Origin of the sequence: Paenibacillus lentus (assembly GCF_003931855.1) — a bacterium.
Taxonomy (GTDB): domain Bacteria; phylum Bacillota; class Bacilli; order Paenibacillales; family Paenibacillaceae; genus Fontibacillus; species Fontibacillus lentus.
The window spans coordinates 516,011-537,391 of record NZ_CP034248.1 but is presented as its reverse complement, the minus strand read 5'-3'; the positions used below and the strand labels follow the sequence as shown (position 1 = coordinate 537,391).

At 51.0% G+C, this 21,381-nt stretch carries 14 protein-coding genes; 11 read left to right on the top strand and 3 right to left on the bottom strand.

Features of this window, described 5'->3' with window-relative positions; genetic code table 11:
* Window positions 1-3 precede the first annotated feature (3 nt).
* The 11 genes from EIM92_RS02585 (at window position 4) to EIM92_RS02530 (ending at window position 17,716) form a co-directional block, all read left to right on the top strand.
* Window positions 4-1,524, top strand: a complete 1,521-nt coding sequence (locus EIM92_RS02585; protein WP_125081342.1) for a response regulator transcription factor — start codon at window positions 4-6, stop codon at window positions 1,522-1,524.
* A gap of 257 nt (window positions 1,525-1,781) precedes the next feature.
* Window positions 1,782-3,272, top strand: a complete 1,491-nt coding sequence (locus EIM92_RS02580; RefSeq protein WP_125081341.1) for an ABC transporter substrate-binding protein — start codon at window positions 1,782-1,784, stop codon at window positions 3,270-3,272.
* A gap of 82 nt (window positions 3,273-3,354) precedes the next feature.
* On the top strand, window positions 3,355-4,287 hold the full coding sequence (locus EIM92_RS02575; RefSeq protein WP_125084977.1) for an ABC transporter permease: 933 nt from the start codon (window positions 3,355-3,357) through the stop codon (window positions 4,285-4,287).
* Window positions 4,288-4,313: 26 nt separating this feature from the next.
* The gene (locus tag EIM92_RS02570; protein WP_125081340.1) at window positions 4,314-5,231 is read left to right on the top strand and encodes a carbohydrate ABC transporter permease; all 918 of its coding nucleotides are present in this window, start codon (window positions 4,314-4,316) and stop codon (window positions 5,229-5,231) included.
* A gap of 37 nt (window positions 5,232-5,268) precedes the next feature.
* Window positions 5,269-7,569 carry a glycoside hydrolase family 3 N-terminal domain-containing protein gene (locus EIM92_RS02565; RefSeq protein WP_125081339.1) on the top strand — a complete coding sequence of 767 codons (2,301 nt, stop codon included), beginning with the start codon at window positions 5,269-5,271 and terminating at the stop codon, window positions 7,567-7,569.
* Between the two features lie 3 nt (window positions 7,570-7,572).
* Complete coding sequence (locus tag EIM92_RS02560) at window positions 7,573-10,923, top strand: alpha-mannosidase (protein ID WP_125081338.1); 3,351 nt, start codon at window positions 7,573-7,575, stop codon at window positions 10,921-10,923.
* 125 nt (window positions 10,924-11,048) lie between these two features.
* Complete coding sequence (locus tag EIM92_RS02555) at window positions 11,049-12,368, top strand: glycoside hydrolase family 125 protein (protein WP_125081337.1); 1,320 nt, start codon at window positions 11,049-11,051, stop codon at window positions 12,366-12,368.
* Between the two features lie 31 nt (window positions 12,369-12,399).
* Entirely contained in the window at window positions 12,400-13,386 is a 987-nt protein-coding gene (locus EIM92_RS02550; RefSeq protein ID WP_125081336.1) for a glycoside hydrolase family 130 protein, read from the top strand.
* 49 nt (window positions 13,387-13,435) lie between these two features.
* Window positions 13,436-16,219, top strand: coding sequence for an alpha-mannosidase (locus EIM92_RS02545; protein WP_125081335.1), 2,784 nt, complete (start codon window positions 13,436-13,438; stop codon window positions 16,217-16,219).
* 439 nt (window positions 16,220-16,658) lie between these two features.
* On the top strand, window positions 16,659-17,228 hold the full coding sequence (locus EIM92_RS02535) for a TetR/AcrR family transcriptional regulator (RefSeq protein WP_125081333.1): 570 nt from the start codon (window positions 16,659-16,661) through the stop codon (window positions 17,226-17,228).
* Window positions 17,229-17,338: 110 nt separating this feature from the next.
* Complete coding sequence (locus EIM92_RS02530; RefSeq protein WP_125081332.1) at window positions 17,339-17,716, top strand: DMT family transporter; 378 nt, start codon at window positions 17,339-17,341, stop codon at window positions 17,714-17,716.
* A gap of 159 nt (window positions 17,717-17,875) precedes the next feature.
* Here EIM92_RS02530 and EIM92_RS02525 read toward each other — a convergent pair whose 3' ends face one another.
* The 3 genes from EIM92_RS02525 to EIM92_RS02515 form a co-directional block, all read right to left on the bottom strand.
* Window positions 17,876-18,736: a sugar phosphate isomerase/epimerase family protein gene (locus EIM92_RS02525; protein WP_125081331.1), complete on the bottom strand. Its 861-nt coding sequence runs from the start codon at window positions 18,734-18,736 to the stop codon at window positions 17,876-17,878.
* A 129-nt stretch (window positions 18,737-18,865) separates the two neighbouring features.
* Window positions 18,866-19,744 carry a sugar phosphate isomerase/epimerase family protein gene (locus tag EIM92_RS02520; protein WP_125081330.1) on the bottom strand — a complete coding sequence of 293 codons (879 nt, stop codon included), beginning with the start codon at window positions 19,742-19,744 and terminating at the stop codon, window positions 18,866-18,868.
* A gap of 555 nt (window positions 19,745-20,299) precedes the next feature.
* Window positions 20,300-21,358 (bottom strand): Gfo/Idh/MocA family protein, encoded by a 1,059-nt coding sequence (locus EIM92_RS02515; protein WP_125081329.1) that lies wholly within the window; start codon window positions 21,356-21,358, stop codon window positions 20,300-20,302.
* Window positions 21,359-21,381 lie beyond the last annotated feature (23 nt).

Genomic DNA, 21,381 nt, shown 5'->3' with positions numbered 1-21,381 from the left:
AGCATGTTTAAAGTATTTATTGTTGATGATGAGCCGTTTATCATTGAAGGGCTATACGATATTCTGGATTGGGCCAAATTGGGCATGGAAATTGTAGGCCATGCGGAGAACGGCGCGCTCGCGCTTGAGGCGATAAAGGTGACACCGGCCGATATTCTGATTACGGATATTTCGATGCCGGTGATGAACGGGCTGGATCTGATTCGCCAGGTTCGGATCCATCATCCCGAGCTTAAGGTGATCGTGCTTAGCGGCTATAATGAATTCGACTATCTGAAGGAAGGCATGGCGTTAGGCATCGAGAATTATTTATTAAAACCGATCAATTTGGAGGAGTTCCAGGCTACTTTGAGAACAGTTGCACAGAAATTGAATGCGACCCGATCGGAGCTCGCCCTTAACGAGCAGAGCATACGAATTTTGAAGGATAATGTGATGTATCGCTGGTTGTGCGATCAGATTAGTCCGAAGGAATTCCGGGAACGTGCCGATTTATTGGGCATCCGGCTGGATAAGCTATTTGTGCAGGTAGCCGTCCTACGTGCGGAGCATTCATTCGCGGAAGTGTTCGACTCTGTGGCGAATCAATTGATTCAGGCTCCTGATGTTATTCCTTTTCGGGACATGTATGGCGATATCGTGCTGGTGTTTAATATGGACGACATGCCGTCATGCAGGGAGTATGCGGAACAAGTCAGCGACGATTTGCGGCTTCTTCTATCCTCCCGCCATAAGCTCCTCGTATCGCTTGGCAGTGCAGAGGAGATCGAGGATGCCTCTCAAAGCTACGCGAATGCCAGGCGTGCGCAGGAATATTTCATGGTTAGGTCAGCTGACCGGATTTTGCATTATGAGGATTTGGCGAGCCGGAAGCAGGAGACGCGTGCCGGGGATTGGCCGATCGATTGGAATGAATATGAGAAAGAGATTTTAGCGAAGGATACAAAGACGCTGTTTCATAGAATCGAGAGGGACTTTGCTTATTTGCAGCATTTGGAGGGCATTACGCCGGACATGCTGCAGGAGATGGCGATGGAATGGCTGATTCGCTTCAAAATGCTGCTGCAGGAAATTACCCACTCTGAAGAGTCCGAGCCGTATAAGGGAAGCCTTAGACAAATTCAAAGGACAGCAACGGTAACCGAACTGATGGAAATGATCAAGGAAGCGGCAGCGATGACGATGGAGTTGCTTGAACGTGATGTGAAGAGTCCGGTCGTTCAACAGGTGCTCAATCATATCCATGAATCATATAATGAGGATTTGTCTCTCAAGGTGCTCGGCTCCATGTACAATATCCATCCGGTTTATTTGGGACAATTATTCCACAAGGAAGTCAATGAGACGTTTACGGAGTACATTAACCGATTTCGGATCGAGAAAGCAAAGGAACTGCTTCGGACGACGAATATGAAGGTGCAGGACATCGCACGAAATGTCGGGTATTGGGAGACGGGGTATTTTTATAAACAATTCAAAAAAAATGTCGGCATATCGCCGACTGAATTCAAAGGGCTTAGCTAGCGGAAAGGACGCCAGCAGCCCCTTTTCTTTATTTTCGACATGATTTATTTAATTTATCTTCTATTTGAAAGTGCTTTCATATTCTAAAGTTAAGATAGTCCTTGAAGGAAATCAAGGCGAAAAGCCAGCCTGCGAACGGGAATCCGATTACGATCTCCAGCGGGAGCCGAAGCACCAATCATTCGGATACGCGGAGAAACGGTAGTGTTGTCAAGCTGCACCATTCGGAGGCTACAACAAAAGGGAGGTTCATTTAAATGGCTAAACAAAGAAAAAGATTCTCTATGCTACTCGCATCCTTGATGGCGCTTACATTAGTGTTAAGTGCTTGTGGTGGCGGCAAGGCTAATGAAAATGGAGCGGCTGAGGGCGTCGGAGGCAGCTCGGAAAAGCCGGTTGAGCTAATCTGGTATACCATCGGCTCACCGCAGAAAGATGTTGACCGAGTGATGGAGGAAGTCAATAAATACACGAAGGAAAAAATTAACGCGACAATTAATATGAAAATGATCGATTTTGGGGATTACACGCAAAAAATGCAGGTCATGGCCGCATCCGGCGAGCCGATGGACATATTGTTCACGAGTTCCTGGGCTTTTGATTACGTGCAAAACGCCCGTAAAGGCGCATTTATGCAAATTGATGAGCTTCTGGAAACCCATGGACAAGGTATCAAGGAAGTCCTTGATCCAGCATTCTTAGAAGGTTCCAAGGTCGATGGACATAATTATGCCGTTCCTGCCAACAAGGAGTTGCCGGCTCAGGAGGTCTACCGTTTCAACAAAGATTTACTTGATAAATACAATTTAGACATTTCGAGTGTTAATTCTCTTGAAAGCCTCGAACCCCTGTTGAAGGTGATTAAGGAGAATGAGCCTAGCGTAACGCCATATGCGATCGTGAGTGACCATATGCCACTTATGCCATTCGACTACGTAATTGAGAAAATGCCGATGGCCGTTTACATGGATACGACGGACTACAAAGTCGTAAACATTCTGGAAACCGAAGAATTGATGGAGACATTAAAGACGATGCGTAAGTATTATCAGGCCGGGTACATTTCCCCAGAAGCGGCGACTACAACCTCGGTAGACGATTTGTTCAAATCCGGAAGATGGTTCACGGATCGCTCTGCTACACAGCCGCTGGCTGATAATCTTTGGTCGGCAAGCTACGGATACCCTGTAACTTCGACACCAGCTGGGGACGCCTATGTATACAACTGGTCAGTCATGGGATCGATGCAGGCAATTTCCGCGAACTCGCAATATCCGGAGAAAGCCATGGAATTCTTGAACCTGCTTAATACAGATCCTGTACTTCGCAATATGATTGATTCCGGAATCGAAGGTGTCCACTATGAGAAAATCGGCGACAATGTCATGCGGAATCTGGAAGAGTCGAAAAACTATGACATGCCTACCTTCTCCCTGGGCAACATCATGATTACTTATTTGAACGAGAATGACCCTGAAGACAAATGGGACCAGTTCAAGGAGTTCAATGCTTCAGGTAAAAATGCACCGCTGCTCGGCTTCAACTTCGATACGACAAATATCGTCAATGAAATTGCTGCCGTTCAGAACGTCAAGGATGAATTCTGGTCATCTCTCATGACAGGTACGGTAGATCCTGAAGAGTACCTGCCGAAAGCGAACGAGAAGTTCAAAGCGGCTGGACTGGATAAGATCATTGCAGAAGCTCAGTCTCAAATCGACGAGTGGAGAGCCGCGAATAACAAGTAAAGTACAAATCGAAGATCGGGCGGTGGAAGGGCCACGTCCCGGTCTTCTTTTCAAATCATCAACAGGAGGGGTAGGCGTGAAAATGATCGGCGGCTTTCTTAAGAACATCGTGAAAAACAAAGTGATGCTGCTTATGGTTCTACCGGGTGCATTGTGGTTTCTCTTCTTCTCCTATTTGCCCATGTTCGGCACCATCATTGCCTTTAAGCAGTATCGATTTCATAGAGACGGCTTCTGGGCGAGTATTGTCAACAGTAAATGGGTCGGATGGGACAATTTCAAGTTTCTGTTCAGCACGAATGATGCTTATGTAATTACGCGCAACACGCTGCTGTATAATCTGGCATTTATTTTTATCGGACTCGTATTGTCGGTTATGCTGGCAGTCGTTCTGTCGGAAATTGTGAACAAGCGTTTGGCGAAGCTATATCAAACCGGGATGTTCCTTCCGTACTTTTTGTCCTGGGTTATCGTCGGCTATTTTGCTTTCAGCTTCCTGAGCTCCGAGCGTGGACTGCTGAATCAGGTATTCAAAGGTCTTGGCATGGATCCTATTCAATGGTATGCCGATCCGAAATATTGGCCGTTCATTATTATTTTCGTCTACTTATGGAAAGCAGTCGGCTATAACAGCGTTGTCTATCTGGCAGCGATAATGGGCATCGACAGATCGCTATATGAAGCGGCGATGATCGATGGTGCGAGCAAATGGCAGCAAATCCGCCGCATCACCGTGCCGATGCTTGCTCCGATCATTACAATTATGACTCTGCTTGCGGTCGGCAAAATATTCTATGCGGATTTCGGTCTCTTCTACCAGGTGCCGAGAAACTCCGGAAGCCTGTATGCCGTGACGAATGTCATCGATACGTATGTGTACCGCGGTCTTAAGACGACTGGCGAAATCGGCATGAGTACCGCAGCTGGTCTTTATCAGTCAATTGTCGGCTTTACGCTCGTCATGACTTCAAATTACATCGTGCGCAAGTTCGATAAGGACAACGCCTTGTTCTAAAACTACGGAAGGGAGCGTAAAGCAATATGGCTCAAAGTGCTATAAAAACTCGGGATTTTCATCAATTGTCCAAACCATGGAACATGGTTTTCAATCTGATTGCCGGCGTTTTTTCCTTGATGTGTGTGTTTCCATTTCTGTTTGTAGTCATTATTTCCTTCACGGATGAAGGAGTGCTGGCGCGGGACGGCTATCGTCTTTGGCCGGCAAAATGGAGTTTTGAAGCCTATAAATATGTGTTCCAGACCGGAGATACGCTGCTCCGTTCATATGGAGTAACGATATTCGTCACCGTTGTAGGGACGATGATTAGTCTATTGTTTATCGCATTTTATGCTTATGCCATTTCACGCAAGAGCTTTAGATATCGTAATTTCTTCTCCTTCTTTGCTTTTTTCACCATGCTGTTCAACGGCGGACTCGTTCCGACCTATATTGTCACGACGCAGCTGCTGGGCCTTAAAGATACAATTTGGGCACTGATTTTACCACTGGCGATGAATGCGTTCTATATTATGATTCTGCGAACCTTCTATAGCACGAGCGTTCCGGATGCGATTCTCGAATCAGGCAAAATCGACGGTGCGGGAGAATTCCGTATTTTCCTTAAGCTTGTATTACCGCTGTCTCTGCCGGGCTTGGCTACAATCGGACTGTTCAGCACGCTGGGCTATTGGAATGACTGGTTCAACGCCTTGCTCTATATCGACAATCCCAAGCTGGTTCCGCTGCAATCGATGCTGATGCGGATTGAGACAAGCATGCAGTTCATTATGCAGAATTCGCAGAATAGTTCACTTAGCCTGGAGGCGCTGCGTTCTATGCCTCAGGATACATCCCGTATGGCGATGGTTGTTCTGGCTACAGGTCCGATTATCTTTGCATACCCCTTCTTCCAGCGTTATTTCATTCAAGGTCTGACTATAGGGGCTGTTAAAGAATAAGATCATTTAGGTAGAGGAGAGAGTGGAGACAATGGCCATGATTTATAAAGATAGCAGTAAACCAACGAAAGAACGGGTAGAGCACTTGCTCGGTCTTATGACTTTGGAAGAGAAGGCAGGACAGCTGATTCAAAACTTCGGCTGGCAGGCCTATGAATATAAAGATGGAAAAATCAATTTTGCTGAATCTTTTAAGGAGCAGGTGAAGAATGGAGGCATTGGATCACTCTACGGTACGCTGCGAGCTGATCCATGGACAGGGGTTACACTGGAGTCGGGCCTGTCTCCCCGTGAGGGAGCTGAGGCGGTGAATGAAATCCAGCGTTATGCGGTGGAGAATTCCCGGCTGGGCATCCCGATTCTGATTGGAGAGGAATGCTCTCACGGCCATATGGCTATCGGCGCGACGGTATTTCCCGTACCGCTATCGATGGGCAGCACCTGGAACGTGGATCTCTATCGCGAGATGTGCCGGGCTGTCGCATTGGAGACAAGAAGCCAAGGCGGCGCGGTCACTTATTCTCCCGTGCTGGATGTTGTTCGCGATCCGCGCTGGGGCCGGACAGAGGAATGCTTCGGGGAAGACCCGTATCTCATTAGTGAAATGGCGGTCGCTTCGGTAGAAGGGCTGCAAGGTGAATCCTTAGACCGGCAAGATACGATTGCAGCTACCTTAAAGCATTTTGTCGGGTATGGCAGCTCTGAAGGCGGAAGAAATGCCGGGCCTGTGCATATAGGTATGCGGGAACTGCTCGAAGTGGACTTGCTGCCGTTTAAGAAGGCGGTTGAAGCAGGAGCAAAGTCTATTATGCCGGCCTACAATGAAATCGACGGTGTTCCTTGCACGACGAATCGAGTGCTGCTTGAAGATTTGCTTCGGTCGGAGTGGGGTTTTGACGGTATGGTCATTACGGATTGCGGTGCGATCGATATGCTCGCTGCCGGTCATGACGTGGCGGAGGATGGGATGGATGCCGCCGTTCAGGCCATTCAGGCAGGCATTGATATGGAAATGTCGGGCGAAATGTTCGGAAAGTATCTCGTGAAGGCGGTACGCGAGGGCAAGCTGGACGTTGAAGTGGTAGATAGAGCTGTGCGCAGGGTGTTGACGCTGAAATTTGAGTTGGGCTTGTTCGAGAATCCGTATGCTGATCCGAAGCGTGCCGAGGAAGTGATCGGCAGCGATAAGCATAAGGAACTGGCTCGCCAGATCGCCGGGGAAGGCATCGTGCTGCTAAAAAATGAAAGCCGTACTCTGCCGCTCTCGAAAACCTCGGGCACCATTGCGGTTATTGGGCCCAATGCGGATGCCGGGTACAATCAGCTTGGAGATTACACGTCGCCTCAGCCGAAGGACAAAATCGTTACCGTGCTTGACGGCATTCGCAGCAAGCTGGCCGGAGAGCCCAACCGGGTGCTATATGCGCCAGGCTGCCGCATCAAGGGGGATTCCAGGGAGGGCTTCGAATATGCCTTGTCCTGCGCAGAGCAGGCTGACACGGTTGTTTTGGTCCTCGGAAGCAGCAGTGCCCGCGACTTTGGCGAGGGGACGATTGATTTGCGGACGGGGGCGTCCAAGGTCACCGAGAATGCTTGGAGCGATATGGACTGCGGTGAAGGGATAGACCGTATCTCTCTGCAATTGTCCGGTGTGCAGCTGGAATTGGTGCAGGAGATTCATAAGCTGGGCAAGCCGATCGTTGTCGTCTATATTAATGGCCGCCCGATTGCTGAACCGTGGATTGAGGAGAACGTCCAAGCGGTCGTTGAAGCCTGGTACCCGGGGCAGGAAGGAGGACATGCGGTCGCAGATGTGCTGTTCGGCGACGTGAATCCGTCGGGACGGCTGACGATATCGATTCCCAAACATGTCGGACAGCTTCCGGTTTACTACAACGGCAAGCGTTCGCGCGGCAAACGGTATTTGGAAGAGGATTCGCAGCCGCTGTACCCATTCGGTTACGGTCTTAGCTACACCGAGTTTGCTTATTCCGATTTGCGAATCGAGCCGGAGGTCATTTCGGCGAATGAAGAGGCTGTCGTTAGCGTTACCGTGACGAATGTCGGTCATCTTTCCGGCGCAGAGGTCGTACAGATGTATGTGTCCGATGTAGCCAGCAAAGTAACTAGACCGGCCAAGGAGTTGAAAGGCTTCAAGAAAATCCGTCTTACGCCGGGCGAAAGCCGGGAGGTCAGCTTTAAGGTTGGCCGGGAGCAGCTGGAGTACATTGGCTTCGATCACAAGCCGGTGGTGGAGCCGGGACAGTTCAAAATATTCGTTGGTAAACATGTGAATGATGGACACAGCGTAGAACTCAGCGTACAGGAGGAGAAATAAGGGATGGAGCGGATTAGGAGATTCATTCGTGAGCTGTCGGAGCGTCAGTGGCTGGAGTACCGTGATCTGACCGATTGGGATATATCTTATGCGACATATCATTTGCCTGGTCAATATGAGCATTTTGGAACGTATGCCGATGGGCGTGATTTGCAACGTTTTCCCAGTACGCAGGGAACGACCTATTTTTTCAGACGAAAGCTTGAAATTCCTGCGGCTTGGCTTAACGGGAGCAACGGGGACAGCGTGCTTCATGGGCAAAACGAGCATAACAGGCGTAACGCAAATGTCGGCCTTATTTTTGAATCGGGCGGGGAAGGTCTGCTTCGGGTAAATGGAGCCTCCTATCAGGGATTGGATCGCAACCATACATTTGTTACGTTGCGGCCGGAGCGGGACGGCAGTGTTCTTGAGCTGGAAATCGAGCTCTTTGATCCAGTTCCCGAGCCGGTAGATCCGCTGAACCAGCAGGCGGTCATCCAGCCGCCGATTACGTCGGTCCGCAGCGCCCTGGTGCTGGCGAATCGAGCTGTGCAAAGCCTGATGTATACGGCTGTAATTATCCGCGATTCCGCATTGCTGCTGCCGGAGCAGGATTTCCGCCGTACCCGGCTGGTCGAGACGCTGCATCGGGCGATGGATCAGTTCGTGGCTTTGTCTGCGAAGGAAATTTGTGACGGGGAAGCGATTGAACATATAGAGAAAGAGCTAAAGGACAGAATTCAGGAAATTGGCGGCAATGCGGAAGGAATGCAGCACATGGTAGGGCAATCGCATATCGATATCGCCTGGCTGTGGCCGATACGAGAGACGGTTCGAAAAGTGAGCCGCACCTTCTCTACGGTGGATGCTCTGATGGATGAATATCCACAGTATCGCTATGCGCAAAGCCAGCCGCAACTGTTCGCTTACTTGAAAGATAACGACCCGGAGCTTTTTGAGCGGGTCAAGGAAAGAGTACGGGAAGGGCGCTGGGAACTGGTCGGCGGTATGTGGGTTGAGCCGGATCTGAACATCCCTAGCGGTGAATCGCTAATGCGCCAAATGCTGTATGGCCAACGATTTTATCAGGATGAATTTGGCGTGACCTCGGAAATTGAATGGCTGCCAGATACGTTCGGATATTGTGCTTCACTGCCACAAATTTTGCGGCATGGCGGTATACGCTACTTCATGACTACGAAGCTGGGCTGGAACGACACGAACGTGTTCCCTTACGATCTCTTCCACTGGGTCGGTATAGACGGAACAGCGATGCTCTCTTATTCGAACCATGGCGTGAACGAAAATACACTGCCGAAGGATATACACGAGCATTGGCAGTCCTACAGGGAAAAGGCGATCCACAACGAACAGATGCTGCTCTACGGTCATGGGGACGGCGGAGGCGGAGTGACCCGCGAAATGCTGGAGTATATCGACCGCGCAGAGCTGATGGTCGGGCAGCCTGTTAGCCGATACAGCACGGCGAAGGAGTTCTTTGCCGGAATTGCGGAGGCAGAGCCGAACCTGCCGGAATGGCACGGTGACTTGTACTTGGAGCTGCACCGCGGAACGTATACGACCCATGGCCGCAACAAGCTGAACAACCGCAAAGCAGAGATCCTGTACCGTGAGGCTGAACTGTGGAATTCATTGGCGGCTCAGACTATGCATCCGGAGCTGCGGCAAGAGGCCGATCAGCGCCTTCATGAAGGCTGGAAGCTTCTTCTGCTGAACCAGTTCCATGACATTATTCCGGGTACAGCAATTACCGAGAGTTACGTTACTTCTATGAAGGAATACACCGAAGTATTTGATCATGGTCGGTTCGCGCTGGATCAAGGCATTACCGCACTGGCGGAAATGATTACGACGATACCGGGTGCAGTTTCAGTTGCAGGTGCAGGTGCAGGCGCGGGTGAAGAGGCAACCCGAGACACAGCCCAAGACACAGCCCAAGGTAACGGCGAAGATGACACGGGTAAGCCATATGTTATTTTTAACAGCCTGGGGTGGAGCCGGAGTGAAGTCATCGCCATTGATTTGGCAGAAAGCAAAGCGGGAGCGAATGAATTTTCTGCTGGCGTTGCCGCTTATGACGCGGAAGGGAATCGGCTCGCGGTGGATGTCTTGGCAGATGAGCAGGGTAATCGTACGGCATGGATACAGGTAAAAAATATTCCGGCCTTCGGTTATAAGACAGTGTGGCTTAAGGAGGATGGCGTAACGGCTGACACGCCAGCTGATCATGGACTTAATACATTAACCGATCAGGGCTTGCACAGCAGCAAGATTTCTTTGCCGGCCGACAATGCAGAGGCGAAGCGGGAGCTAGGCAACGTCTGGGAGACCGAGTATTACCTTGTCCGTTTCAATGATCGGGGAGAGATCGTCAGCCTGATGGATAAGCGGGCGAGCCGTGAGATTGTGAAGGCAGGGGAAGCGGCCAACCGATTTCATTTCTTCCATGACCGCCCGATCTTATGGGATGCCTGGGATATCGATGATCGTTACGAACAGCAGCCGGCGGGAGAGGCTGAGCTGCTGGAGAAGCGCATTCTGTGGGCGGGGGCGACCAAGGACGTGCTTCGATTCCGCTGGAGCATCAGCCAGTCGGTTATTACGCAGGATGTCATTTTCTATCACGATAGCCCGCGCATCGACTTCAAGACGCATGTCGACTGGAATGAGGCGCATAAGCTCCTCAAGGTCGGCTTCCCGATCGATGTCGTGACCGACAAGGCGACCTATGAAATACCTTTCGGGACCCTGGAGCGTCCAACGCATCGCAATACGAGCTGGGAGCAGGCCCAGTATGAGGTGTGCGGCCATCGCTTTGTCGATGTATCCGAACGGGGGTATGGCGTAAGCCTGCTCAATGACAGCAAATATGGCTACGATGTGCAGGGCAGCACGATTCGACTATCCTTGCTGCGCGCGCCGAAATGGCCGGATATTAGCGCGGATCTTGGCGAGCATGAGTTCACGTACTCGCTCTACCCTCATGAGGGGGACTGGCAGTCTGCGCATACGGTAAGGCAGGCGTCCGAACTGAACCATGCTTCCGTTGTTATAGCCGCAGAGCCGAGACAAGGGCAGCTTCCCGTGGAGCATTCCTTCATCTCTTTCACCGGGCGGCACGTGATCCTTGATACTGTCAAACCGGCAGAGGATGGAAGCGGAATCGTCCTGCGTTTCTATGAATCCTCCGGAGGCCGGGAGGACGTGGAGCTTCGCTGGGCTCAGCCTGTACAGGAGGCGTGGCTGTCTAATGCACTGGAGGAGGAAGCGGAGCAGCTAAACTATGACAACGAGATCATTACTCTGTCTTTTGCGCCGTATGAAATTAAGACATTGAAGATCAAGCATTAATTTTTTGCATCAGCAACGACATCGGTGTAACCAGTCACCATTAAGCCTTCACGGCTTTAATTCGCCTATAGTTCTACTAACACTCATAAGCCTATATTACTCGACATATTAAGGAGAGAAACGACATGGAACAATTCAGATTACCGAAAATTCCAATGCCGAAGCTGGAGCTGCCAAGGGCTGTGCAGGAGGTATTGCAGGAGGCCGAGGAGAAGCTGGCGCACCGTCCCAAGCTGCTGAAGCTGTTCAAGAATACTTTTCCGAACACGCTGGAGACGACAACGAAGCTGATGGATGATGGCACAACCTTCGTCATTACCGGCGATATTCCGGCCTTGTGGCTGCGCGACTCCGTGGAGCAGGTCATTCATTATGTGCCATTGGCCAAGGATGACTCTGATTTGCAGCGGATTATCGGCGGGCTGATCAAGCGCCACATTCAATACATTCATATCGATCCGTATGCTAATGCATTTAATGAGAGCGCCAATGACTGGCACTGGAATGCGACGGATGAGACGGAAATGTCGCCATGGGTATGGGAGCGGAAGTTCGAGATTGACTCGCTATGCTTCGTGGTACGGCTTGCTTATATGTACTGGAAGGAGACGGGGCTCACCGATATTTTCGATGCTGGATTCAAGGCGGCCATGCACAAAATTGTCGATGTGTTCAAAACGGAGCAGCACCACTTCGAACAGTCTCCTTACCGCTTCACCCGCAATAACGGGATACCGGAGGACTCCCTTCGCAACAATGGCTTGGGAATGCCGGTCAACTATACGGGGATGATCTGGTCGGGCTTCCGTTCCAGTGACGATGCTTGCGATTTCCACTACAACATTCCAGGCAATATGTTCGCGGTCGTCGCTTTGCGTCAGATGCAGGAGTTCGCGGAATGGTTGTTCCGGGATATGGATTTCCTGGCGGAGTTGAAGGAGCTGGAGTTCGAAGTCGATCATGGGATCAAGCTGTACGGTGTTTACCGCCATCCAGAGTTCGGGCCGATTTATGCCTACGAGACCGATGGTTACGGCAATTACTGCCTGATGGATGATGCGGGCACGCCGGGACTAATGTCGATTCCGTACCTTGGTTATGTGACGGCCGATGACGAAATTTATCAGAATACACGTCGTTTCGCGTTGAGTAAGGAGAATCCGTTCTACTTTGAAGGCAAGGCAGCGCGGGGAATCGGCAGCCCGCATACGCCGAAGGATTACATCTGGCATATGGCGCTGTCCATGCAGGGCATTACCGCTCAGACCAAGGAAGAGAAGCTGGAGATGATCGCCATGCTGGAGGCGACGGACGCCGATACAGGCTATATGCATGAAGGTTTTCATGCGGATGATCCTGCGATCTTTACGCGGAGCTGGTTCGCTTGGTCGAACAGCCTATTCTCCCAGCTTGTGTACCGTGCGATGAAGGAAGGTATTTTGTAAATTAAATAAAGATATAAAGGAGACATATACCATGAGCAGAATTATTGGAGAGTCCTTAAAAAATATTCCTTGGCAGGATAAGCCAGCTGGTTTGAACGCACCGGTCTGGCGTTATTCTGCAAACCCGATCATCGAGAGAAATGCGATACCGAATTCCAACAGTGTATTTAACTCCGCTGTTGTTCCGTTCGAGGGCAAGTTTGCTGGGGTGTTCCGCTGCGATTCCAGGTCTGTGAGCATGGATATTTTTGCGGGCTTCAGCGATGATGGCATCAACTGGACGATTAATCACGAGCCAATTGTGTTTGAAGGTGACCCTGAAATTACCAAACGGGAATACCGTTATGACCCTCGGGTAATTAAGATTGAAGATCGCTATTATATTACCTGGTGCAACGGCTACCATGGCCCAACGATTGGCGTAGGCTATACGACTGACTTCAAGACGTTCCATCAGCTGGAAAATGCCTTTTTGCCATATAACCGCAACGGGGTGCTGTTCCCCCGTAAAATCGGTGATTACTATGCTATGGTCAGCCGTCCGAGCGACACGGGGCATACGCCTTTTGGGGATATCTTTTACAGTGTCAGCCCGGATCTTACGTTCTGGGGAAAACATCGGTACGTGATGGGCACTGTCAACGGTGATGAATCCGCCTGGCAGTCCAAAAAAATCGGGCCTGGCCCGGTTCCGATCGAAACCGACAAGGGCTGGCTGCTGATTTACCATGGGGTAATCAATACTTGTAATGGATTTGTATACCGTATCGGTTGTGCGCTGCTTGATCTGGATGAGCCTTGGAAGGTGATCGCTAGATCGCGCAACTATATTCTTGGACCGGAAAAGCTGTACGAATGTGTAGGAGACGTGCCGAATGTAACCTTCCCATGCGCTGCTTTGACTGATGCGGACACCGGGCGCATTGCGATCTATTATGGCTGTGCCGACACGGTGACGGGGCTGGCTTTCACGACGGTGGATGAGCTGTTGAACTATATGGAGGAGTATCCACTATAAGCTGAATTTGGCCGTTGATATCAATCGTCAGAGAAGGTAGGTACGAGACATGAAAAAAACAAGAAAAGCGCACATCATTTCCCATACCCACTGGGATCGGGAATGGTATTTGCCTTATGAGAAGCACCATGTAAGGTTGGTGCAGCTTATCGATGCTTTGTTGGACAAGCTGGACGGAGATAGCGAGTTCCGCAGCTTCTATCTCGACGGACAGACGATTATCCTGGAAGACTATCTGCAGGTTCGGCCGGAAAATCAGGAGCGGCTGCAGCGGCATATTACCGATGGACGTCTGCTAATCGGCCCTTGGTATATTTTGCAGGATGCTTTTCTGACGAGCGGAGAAGCCAATGTACGGAACATGCAAATCGGACATCAGGATGCGAAGCGTTACGGAGAAGTAGCCAAAATCGGCTACTTCCCGGATACGTTCGGGTTGGTAGGGCAAACACCGCAACTTATGCAGCAGTCCGGGATTACGAATGTGTTCTTCGGACGCGGGGTGAAGCCGACCGGGTTCAATAATACGGTGTCGGATGACGGTTATGAGTCCTCGTTCTCAGAGCTGATTTGGGAAGGGCCGGACGGCTCCAAGGTGCTTGGCATTCTATTTGCGAACTGGTACTCGAATGGCAATGAAGTACCGGTCGAGGAAGCGGAGGCCAGGGCATTCTGGGATCGTAAGCTGGCGGATGCGGAGAAATACGCCTCCACGAGTGAGCTGCTGTTCATGAACGGCTGCGACCATCAGCCGGTACAGCTGGATTTGCCAGAGGCGATCGAAACGGCTCGGAAACTGTACCCGGATACGGAATTCATTCATTCGAATTTCCCGGATTACCTGCAGGCGGTGGAGCAGGCTCTAGATAACGACAGTTTATCGACCGTCAAAGGCGAACTGCGCAGTCAGCGTACGGACGGTTGGGGCACGCTGGTCAATACGGCGTCGGCCCGAGTTTACTTGAAGCAGATGAACCAGGAAGGACAGGCGCTGCTGGAAAAGGTCGCAGAACCGCTAGCTTCGTTCGCTCATGTACTAGGCAAAGAGTATCCGCATCACTTGTTCACCTACGCCTGGAAGACGCTGATGCAGAACCATCCGCACGACAGCATTTGCGGCTGCAGCGTAGATGAGGTGCATCGCGAAATGGTCACCCGCTTCGACAAGAGTCGCCATGTGGCCGAGTCGATCATCGACGACAGTAAGCAGGCGATCGCGTCTGCGGTGGATACTTCAGTGTTCGCCTCCTTTGGCGAGGATGCGCTGCCGCTTGTGGCGATGAATACAACGGGCTGGAAGCGTACAGGCACGATCAGTGTCGAGTTAGACGCGGCGCGCCTGTATTTGCGGGAAGGATTCACGCTGGAGGAGACGGCGCGTCGGATGAAGGAGGTGGACCTCTCCGGTCGCGTACTCATGGATGATCAAGGGAACGTAGTGGATGTGACGGTAGAGGACCTCGGACTTCTGTTCGGCTACGATCTGCCGGATGATCAGTTCCGTCAGCCGTATATGTGCCGCCGGGTGAAGCTGACGTTCCTGGCAGAGGATGTGCCTGCGCTCGGGCTGCGTGCATATGCATGGGTTCGCCGTTCCGAGGCTGCAGCTTCTAGTGCAGTTGCAGCCGATTCCAGTTCAGGTGCTGCAGCTTCCAGCGTCGGCTCCTCGCTGCTGCACGGCGAGCGTATCCTGGAGAATGAATGGCTGCAGATTGAAATTGCCGATGATGGCTCGTTCTCGTTGACAGACAAGGTAACGGGGCGTGTCTACCGCGATCTGGGCGTGTATGAGGATACCGGAGATATCGGGAACGAATATATGTACAAGCAGCCGGAGGGAGAAGTGGCCTTAACGACAAAAGGACTTCCAGCTTGTATTTCCGTACTGGAGGATACATCATATCGAGCGTCCATCGAGATTACGCATGATTGGGAGATTCCAGTATCGGCGGATGCCAGACTGGATGAGGAGCAGCGTGCGCTCGTGTATTATCCAGAGCGTAAGGCTCAGCGTAGTCGGGAGACGGTAAGCATGAAGCTTCGCACGGTTGTGAGCCTGGAGCGCGGCGGCAAAGGGGTTCATAACGAGACAACGATCGATAATAAGGCCAAAGATCACCGGGTACGGGCTTTGTTCCCGACAGATCTGTCCGCTTCCGTGCATCATGCCGATTCGATGTTCGAAATTCCGGTAAGAGATAACGAGCCGGCGCCGGAATGGGTTAACCCGAGCAACACCCAGCATCAGCAGGCGTTCGTAGATGTTAGCGACAATGCTGGCGGGGCAGGGTTGACTGTAGCTAACCTCGGCTTGAATGAATACGAGGTGCTGCGTGACGGTCGAAATACGATTGCGATCACGCTGCTGCGCAGTGTGGGCGAGCTTGGCGACTGGGGCTTGTTCCCGACGCCGGAAGCGCAATGTCTGGGAGAACATACGGTGCAGATGAAATTGATCCCGCATTCCGGAGACGGCATGATTACCGGAGCTTATGCGGAAGCCTACCAGTTCCAGATTCCATGGACGGTGTGCCAAACCGGGGTGCATAATGGCGTGATTGCGCCGACGTATGCCCCGTTCCAATGGGAGAATACGGAGCTTGCGTTCTCTTCGTTAAAAATGAATGAGGCAACGGGAGATCTGCTGCTGCGCTGGTACAATATGAGCGGTAAGCATACAGAGCTTACGTTGATATCCAATATTCCTTCGCAGTATTTCTATAAGACGACGATTTTGGAAGAACCGCAGGAGCCGATCGCCGGCAATGCCGCAGGAGGACTGTCCCTGCTGGTGCAGCCAAGCGAAATTGTGACCATTGGGCTTCGACGCTGAGGTCATAATTATCTGCTGACGGCATGCTGATGACTACAGACATGACTGGCTCCCTGAGTTAAGTTGGATTAATTCAGGTTAAGTTAGGTGGCGATAAGTAATTGCCGGGTCGATAAGCTAAGCCAAGCCAAATCAAACCAAACCAAGCTAAGCAAAGCAAAGCAAAGCAAGTCAAACCTAGCCAAGCTAAGCAAAGCAAAGCTAAGCAAAGCAAAGCTAAGACAAAACAAAACAAAACAAGACAAGACAGTCGATGTTGAAAAGACTGTTTCCAATGCCTATAGGCTAAGGAGACGGTCTTTTTTTTTCTCATGCAAGAAAAATTGACTTTGGAATATGGGGACAGTAACATGGAAAACATATAAAACAAATTGTTTTCCGTGTTTTTCAGAGGACCAGCCAGTTGAAAAAAAAGCAGAATTAGGGTAGGTGTAGATTCTTGAAAGAGTCCATCATTCAAGCGGCGGTAACCGAGATCGGCTATCGGGGGTTGAAATTTTCGATTCGGGACGTGACTGCACGCCTCGGCATGAGCACGAAGACGTTGTATCAGCATTTTTCATCCAAAGAAGCATTGGTTAGCGCGATTATTCAGCAATCCGTTCAGGAAATGCGGGCGATGGAGAGACGAATTCGGGAGGATGAGACGCTAAGTCTGCGGGAGAAACTTCGGCAGTCGCTTGCCGTTTTGCCCGTCGGCCTGGCCTTTAAGGATTTGCGAATGCTGGATGAGCTTCGTACCGGGTACCCGAAAGCATGGGGCTATGCGGACGAGTACATGCGCGAAGGCTGGGATGGAATTAGGCAGCTTATTGAGGAAGGCGTGCAGAGCGGTGAGGTCAAGCCGTTTAACTTCGAGATTTTCATGCAAATGTATATCGGTTCACTGTATCGACTCACTGAATACGTGTCGGTATCACGGCATGACGGTCTCACCCTTCAGGAAGCGCTGGGCGAAATCGTGGATATTTTGTTGAGTGGCATTATTGAGGAGAGAAGGATGGAGTAGGAACGCGGTGGATGATTCTCGAAAGAAGGCTCGATCAGGCTCCATTAGGCCCCATTAGGCCCCATTCTGTTGAGTAAGTTAATTTTTTGAGAAAAAGGAGTTTACTAGTTATGGCCTATGTATGGCTCGCGCTTGCGATTTTATTTGAAGTGATCGGCACAACCTCGATGAAAATGTCGGAGGGCTTCACCCGGTTATGGCCTTCTATTGGCATGGCCGTCTTCTATATGCTTAGCTTCTCTTCCTTGAGCATGTCGCTCAAAAGTCTGAATGTTGGCACGGCTTATGCCATTTGGTCAGGGCTAGGCACGGTGCTGATCGTCATCGTGGGCATGTTCCTGTTCAAGGAACAGATGACCTGGTTCAAAGCGATCTGTCTCATGCTGATTATCGCCGGTGTCATCGGATTGAATCTGGCAGAAGCCACAAAGGATGCTGCCGTGGCATCCGAAATAACGGATGTGGCTAACAGCTCTCAAGATAAATGAGGGGAATCCGGTAACTGAGGAGTATTCCTCCCCAGCCAAAATCCCCTCTAGTCGGCGGCTGAGAGACTTCTGCGCTTGGCACATTATACAGCTGTCGTCTCTCGCTGCCGTCCAAGAGGGGCTAAATCGTTTGGGAGGGATGGTGCCTAGCGGCTGAAGTCAGATCTCGTTCCAAATGCGTTTTACGTTGGCGAAGGCGATTTTCGTGCCTTGTCGGCAATCCTCCATGCCTTCGTATTCGATGGACATGTAGCCGTCGTATCCGGATGCCTTGATCAAGCGCAGGATTTCGTATAAATCGAGGTCGCCGTGCCCGGCGATAGCGCCGCGAAGGTAATCGCCGCCTGTGCTTCTGAACCAGCCGTCGCCCGGGTTGCGATACGATGGACGGATGTAAAAATCCTTGATATGAATCATGGATGCGTACGGCAGGTTGTTTTTCACGGCGGAAACCGGGTTTTCGTCTACGCATACGAAGTTGCCGACATCAAGCGTGGTTTTGAAGTTCGGGCGATTCACCGCATGGATAAGGGTCTGTACCCGGTCACTGGCCTGCACGTAGTAGCCGTGATTCTCCACGCTTGTCGTTATATTATACTGCTTGGCATGGTCGGCAATGCGCTGGCACGCTGCGGCGACCTTCGCCAGGTCTTCATTGAAGCGGGCAATGGAAGTATCCGGCCGGGAAGCGACATCATGGCGCATCAGCTTGGCGCCTAAGCGATGAACGCGGTCAACCTCGCTGATGACCCGGGCGATTTCAGCCTCGTATTGCTCCTCTGTATCAGTGACGAAGTTGGCGCCGATCGCATAGTTGGAAATATCCAGACCAGCTGCTGCGGCCTTTTCTCTGATTTGCTCCTCCAATTCCGGATTGGCCTCAAAATCAAAGCCGAGTCCCGGGACGATTTCGATATGGCTGGCGCCGATTTCAGCAACCCATTCGATGACGTCTTCAATGGTCATGCTGCCAGTATGCATGGCTTGATATAAGCTGTAAGAGCTGATTCCTAATTTCATAAGGATGACTCCTTTTCATTTTCGGTATGGTTAGGGCGGGCGAGTATCTTTGCTGTGAAGACGAAACCGCTGCCCAGAGGCAAGCCTGTTGTCTGCTGCGTGCTAGATTTGTTTTGACTCAAGCCGGCTCTAGCCACGGTAAGCGCGAATGAATTCCACAGCCTTGCGGATATCCTCTGCCGGGTTGTCGCCGACCTCGCGCTCAATGGTCAAATATCCCTTGTAGCCGATTTCCTGCAGCGCGGTAAAATAGGCAGGGAAGTCCACTGCGCCATCTCCCAGCGGCAGCTCTTCAAAGGCCGCTCCAGAGGAGGCCATTTCGGCGATTTTCTCGTGATCCATAGCACTGTATCCCAGGAAGCCGTATACATCTCTCGGATCAACCGGGCGCAGCCGCCGCCCATCCTTGACATGGGTGTGGACGATATAGTCCTTCAGCAGTTTGACACCCTCTACAGGATCATCGCCAGTGACCATCACCATGTTGGCGGGATCGAAGTTGACTGAAACGCCGTTCGTGCTCAGCGTATCCAGGAAGCTTTTTAAATGTGCGGCTGGTTCCGGCCCGGTCTCAATGGCAAAATAAGCGTTCATGCTCTTTGCGTACACGCCAAGCTCTTCACAGGCCTGCTGCATGGACTCGTAAATGCGCCCGTTCTTATCATCCGGGACGATGCCGATATGCGTCGTTACAACGGGGGTGCCCAGCTCGACAGCCAGGTCGAGGATACGCTTAGATTTTTCGATTTTCGCGGGATTGGCCTCGGCATCCTGGAAACCGTGTCCGGCGAGATCGCCGCAAAGGGCGGATATTTCGAGACCAAGCCCTTCAATATAGCTGCGCAGCTCTTTGCGTTTGGCTGGCGTAAGCGCCGCCGGATCCATCTCGCCGGATACAGCGTAGATTTGAACCCCTTCTGCGCCAACTTCTTTGGCTTTTTTCAGTCCTTCTGTGACGCCGATCCCAAAGCTGTCGACAATGACGCCGATTTTGTTGTTCAATGTCACTTTCCTTCGCCTCCTTTAAATAAATGTTTGATTATATAAGTCGAACAAATGGCATGACAACAGCAGAGAGCACGAAATGATTCTGAAGAAGTGCAACGGTCGCCCTTGTCTTCGAATTTCAACGAATAGAAAGACTCAATTAAAAAATATGGGGGCAACAGCGATCATAAGAACATTAAGAAGATTAAGAACAATAAGAACAATAAGAACAATAAGAACAATAGATCATTTCGTACGTACTCGTAGCCTGCATAGTCCAATGTCGCCTTTTTAGCAATGATGCTTAACCTTCCGATGTGCGTTTTTTCAAAAGCTATAGGTTGTGAGTACCGAATCCATGCTCCCGTAGTGAGTTTTGCTTCGCTAAGCTTTCAGGAGGAGCGGAGTTACACGTTTTCGAAGAAAATGACCCCGAAGCCTACACTTGGAGAAGCCTGCATGAGCACCTGAAATGTTTCCAAGGAAACACACTTCGAAAGCATAAGCTCTTCGAGGATGAATGAAAGATTCGATGTAGCTGCTTCTTCTTCGGATTACTTCGTGATAAAAGTCGACCTAGAAATGAATTTCGCGGCCTTCTGCGGCGGACTGGTAAATCGCGTTCAAAATTTTGATCATTTCCACGCCGTCCTCTACGGGGCTGTTTGTGTCGATCAATCCGAGACAGCTGTCGACAAAATGATTGATTTCGCGATTGAAGGCTCCTTGGAAGTCAAAGCCCGGCGTGCTGATTTGTGGATCGATGTTAATGATCGTGTCATGGCGTTCCGTGACGATGGACAATACGGGCTCGATTTCGGCGCCGCCTTTGTCGCCGTAAATATTGATTTGCGCCGAGTTCTCTTTGGCGTGCAGCGAGAAGCTGACATCGACCATGAGGGAGGCACCGTTTTCAAAGCGGATCAGGGCATTGGCCATATCCTCGACGGTATTTAGCGATGCATCGTAATCGGCGGCTTGGTAGAACTCATAGTTTTGAATGTTCGAACGGTTGCCGAGCTTGTTATACGTGTTGCCGCTGACGGATTTTACCTTGGGCTTGCCCATCAGGTACCAGCAGAGATCGATGGCATGAACACCGATGTCTATCAGCGGGCCGCCGCCGGAACGCTCGTGGTCTGCGAACCAACCGCCCGGATTGCCGAGGCGGCGAATGAGGCTGGCTTTGGCGTAGTAAATATCACCAAGGTCGCCCGCATCGATAAATTTCTTCAATACGGCGATGTTGGAGGCGTGGCGCCGGACATAGCCGACCTGGAGCAGCTTGCCGGTCTCGCGGACGGCCTGTTCCATTTGCAGCGCTTCATCCACGGTTTTGCAGAGCGGTTTTTCGCAGAGGACGTTTTTACCCGCTCGCAGTGCGGCGATGCTGATTTCCGCATGTGAATTATTCCAGGTGCAAATGCTGATCGCTTGTAGCTCTGGATGGGCAAGCAGCTCATGATAGTCGGTGTATACGTGCGGAATGTTGTATTTTGCAGCGGTATTACGTACTCTGTCCTCGTTCAAATCACAGACAGCGACCAGTTGTACTTTTGGATTGGCTTGATAAGCTTGCAGATGGGATTCCGAGATCGATCCGGTACCGATAAGACCAATTTTCAGTTCACTCATGCGTGCGCTTACATCCTTTCGTT

Excerpts from the sequence above, each read along its gene's own strand:
- EIM92_RS02585 (WP_125081342.1), top strand. The coding sequence starts at position 4 with ATGTTTAAAGTATTTATTGTTGATGATGAGCCGTTTATCATTGAAGGG.
- EIM92_RS02580 (WP_125081341.1), top strand. The coding sequence starts at position 1,782 with ATGGCTAAACAAAGAAAAAGATTCTCTATGCTACTCGCATCCTTGATG.
- EIM92_RS02575 (WP_125084977.1), top strand. The coding sequence starts at position 3,355 with ATGATCGGCGGCTTTCTTAAGAACATCGTGAAAAACAAAGTGATGCTG.
- EIM92_RS02570 (WP_125081340.1), top strand. The coding sequence starts at position 4,314 with ATGGCTCAAAGTGCTATAAAAACTCGGGATTTTCATCAATTGTCCAAA.
- EIM92_RS02565 (WP_125081339.1), top strand. The coding sequence starts at position 5,269 with ATGATTTATAAAGATAGCAGTAAACCAACGAAAGAACGGGTAGAGCAC.
- EIM92_RS02560 (WP_125081338.1), top strand. The coding sequence starts at position 7,573 with ATGGAGCGGATTAGGAGATTCATTCGTGAGCTGTCGGAGCGTCAGTGG.
- EIM92_RS02555 (WP_125081337.1), top strand. The coding sequence starts at position 11,049 with ATGGAACAATTCAGATTACCGAAAATTCCAATGCCGAAGCTGGAGCTG.
- EIM92_RS02550 (WP_125081336.1), top strand. The coding sequence starts at position 12,400 with ATGAGCAGAATTATTGGAGAGTCCTTAAAAAATATTCCTTGGCAGGAT.
- EIM92_RS02545 (WP_125081335.1), top strand. The coding sequence starts at position 13,436 with ATGAAAAAAACAAGAAAAGCGCACATCATTTCCCATACCCACTGGGAT.
- EIM92_RS02530 (WP_125081332.1), top strand. The coding sequence starts at position 17,339 with ATGGCCTATGTATGGCTCGCGCTTGCGATTTTATTTGAAGTGATCGGC.
- EIM92_RS02525 (WP_125081331.1), bottom strand. The coding sequence starts at position 18,736 with ATGAAATTAGGAATCAGCTCTTACAGCTTATATCAAGCCATGCATACT.
- EIM92_RS02515 (WP_125081329.1), bottom strand. The coding sequence starts at position 21,358 with ATGAGTGAACTGAAAATTGGTCTTATCGGTACCGGATCGATCTCGGAA.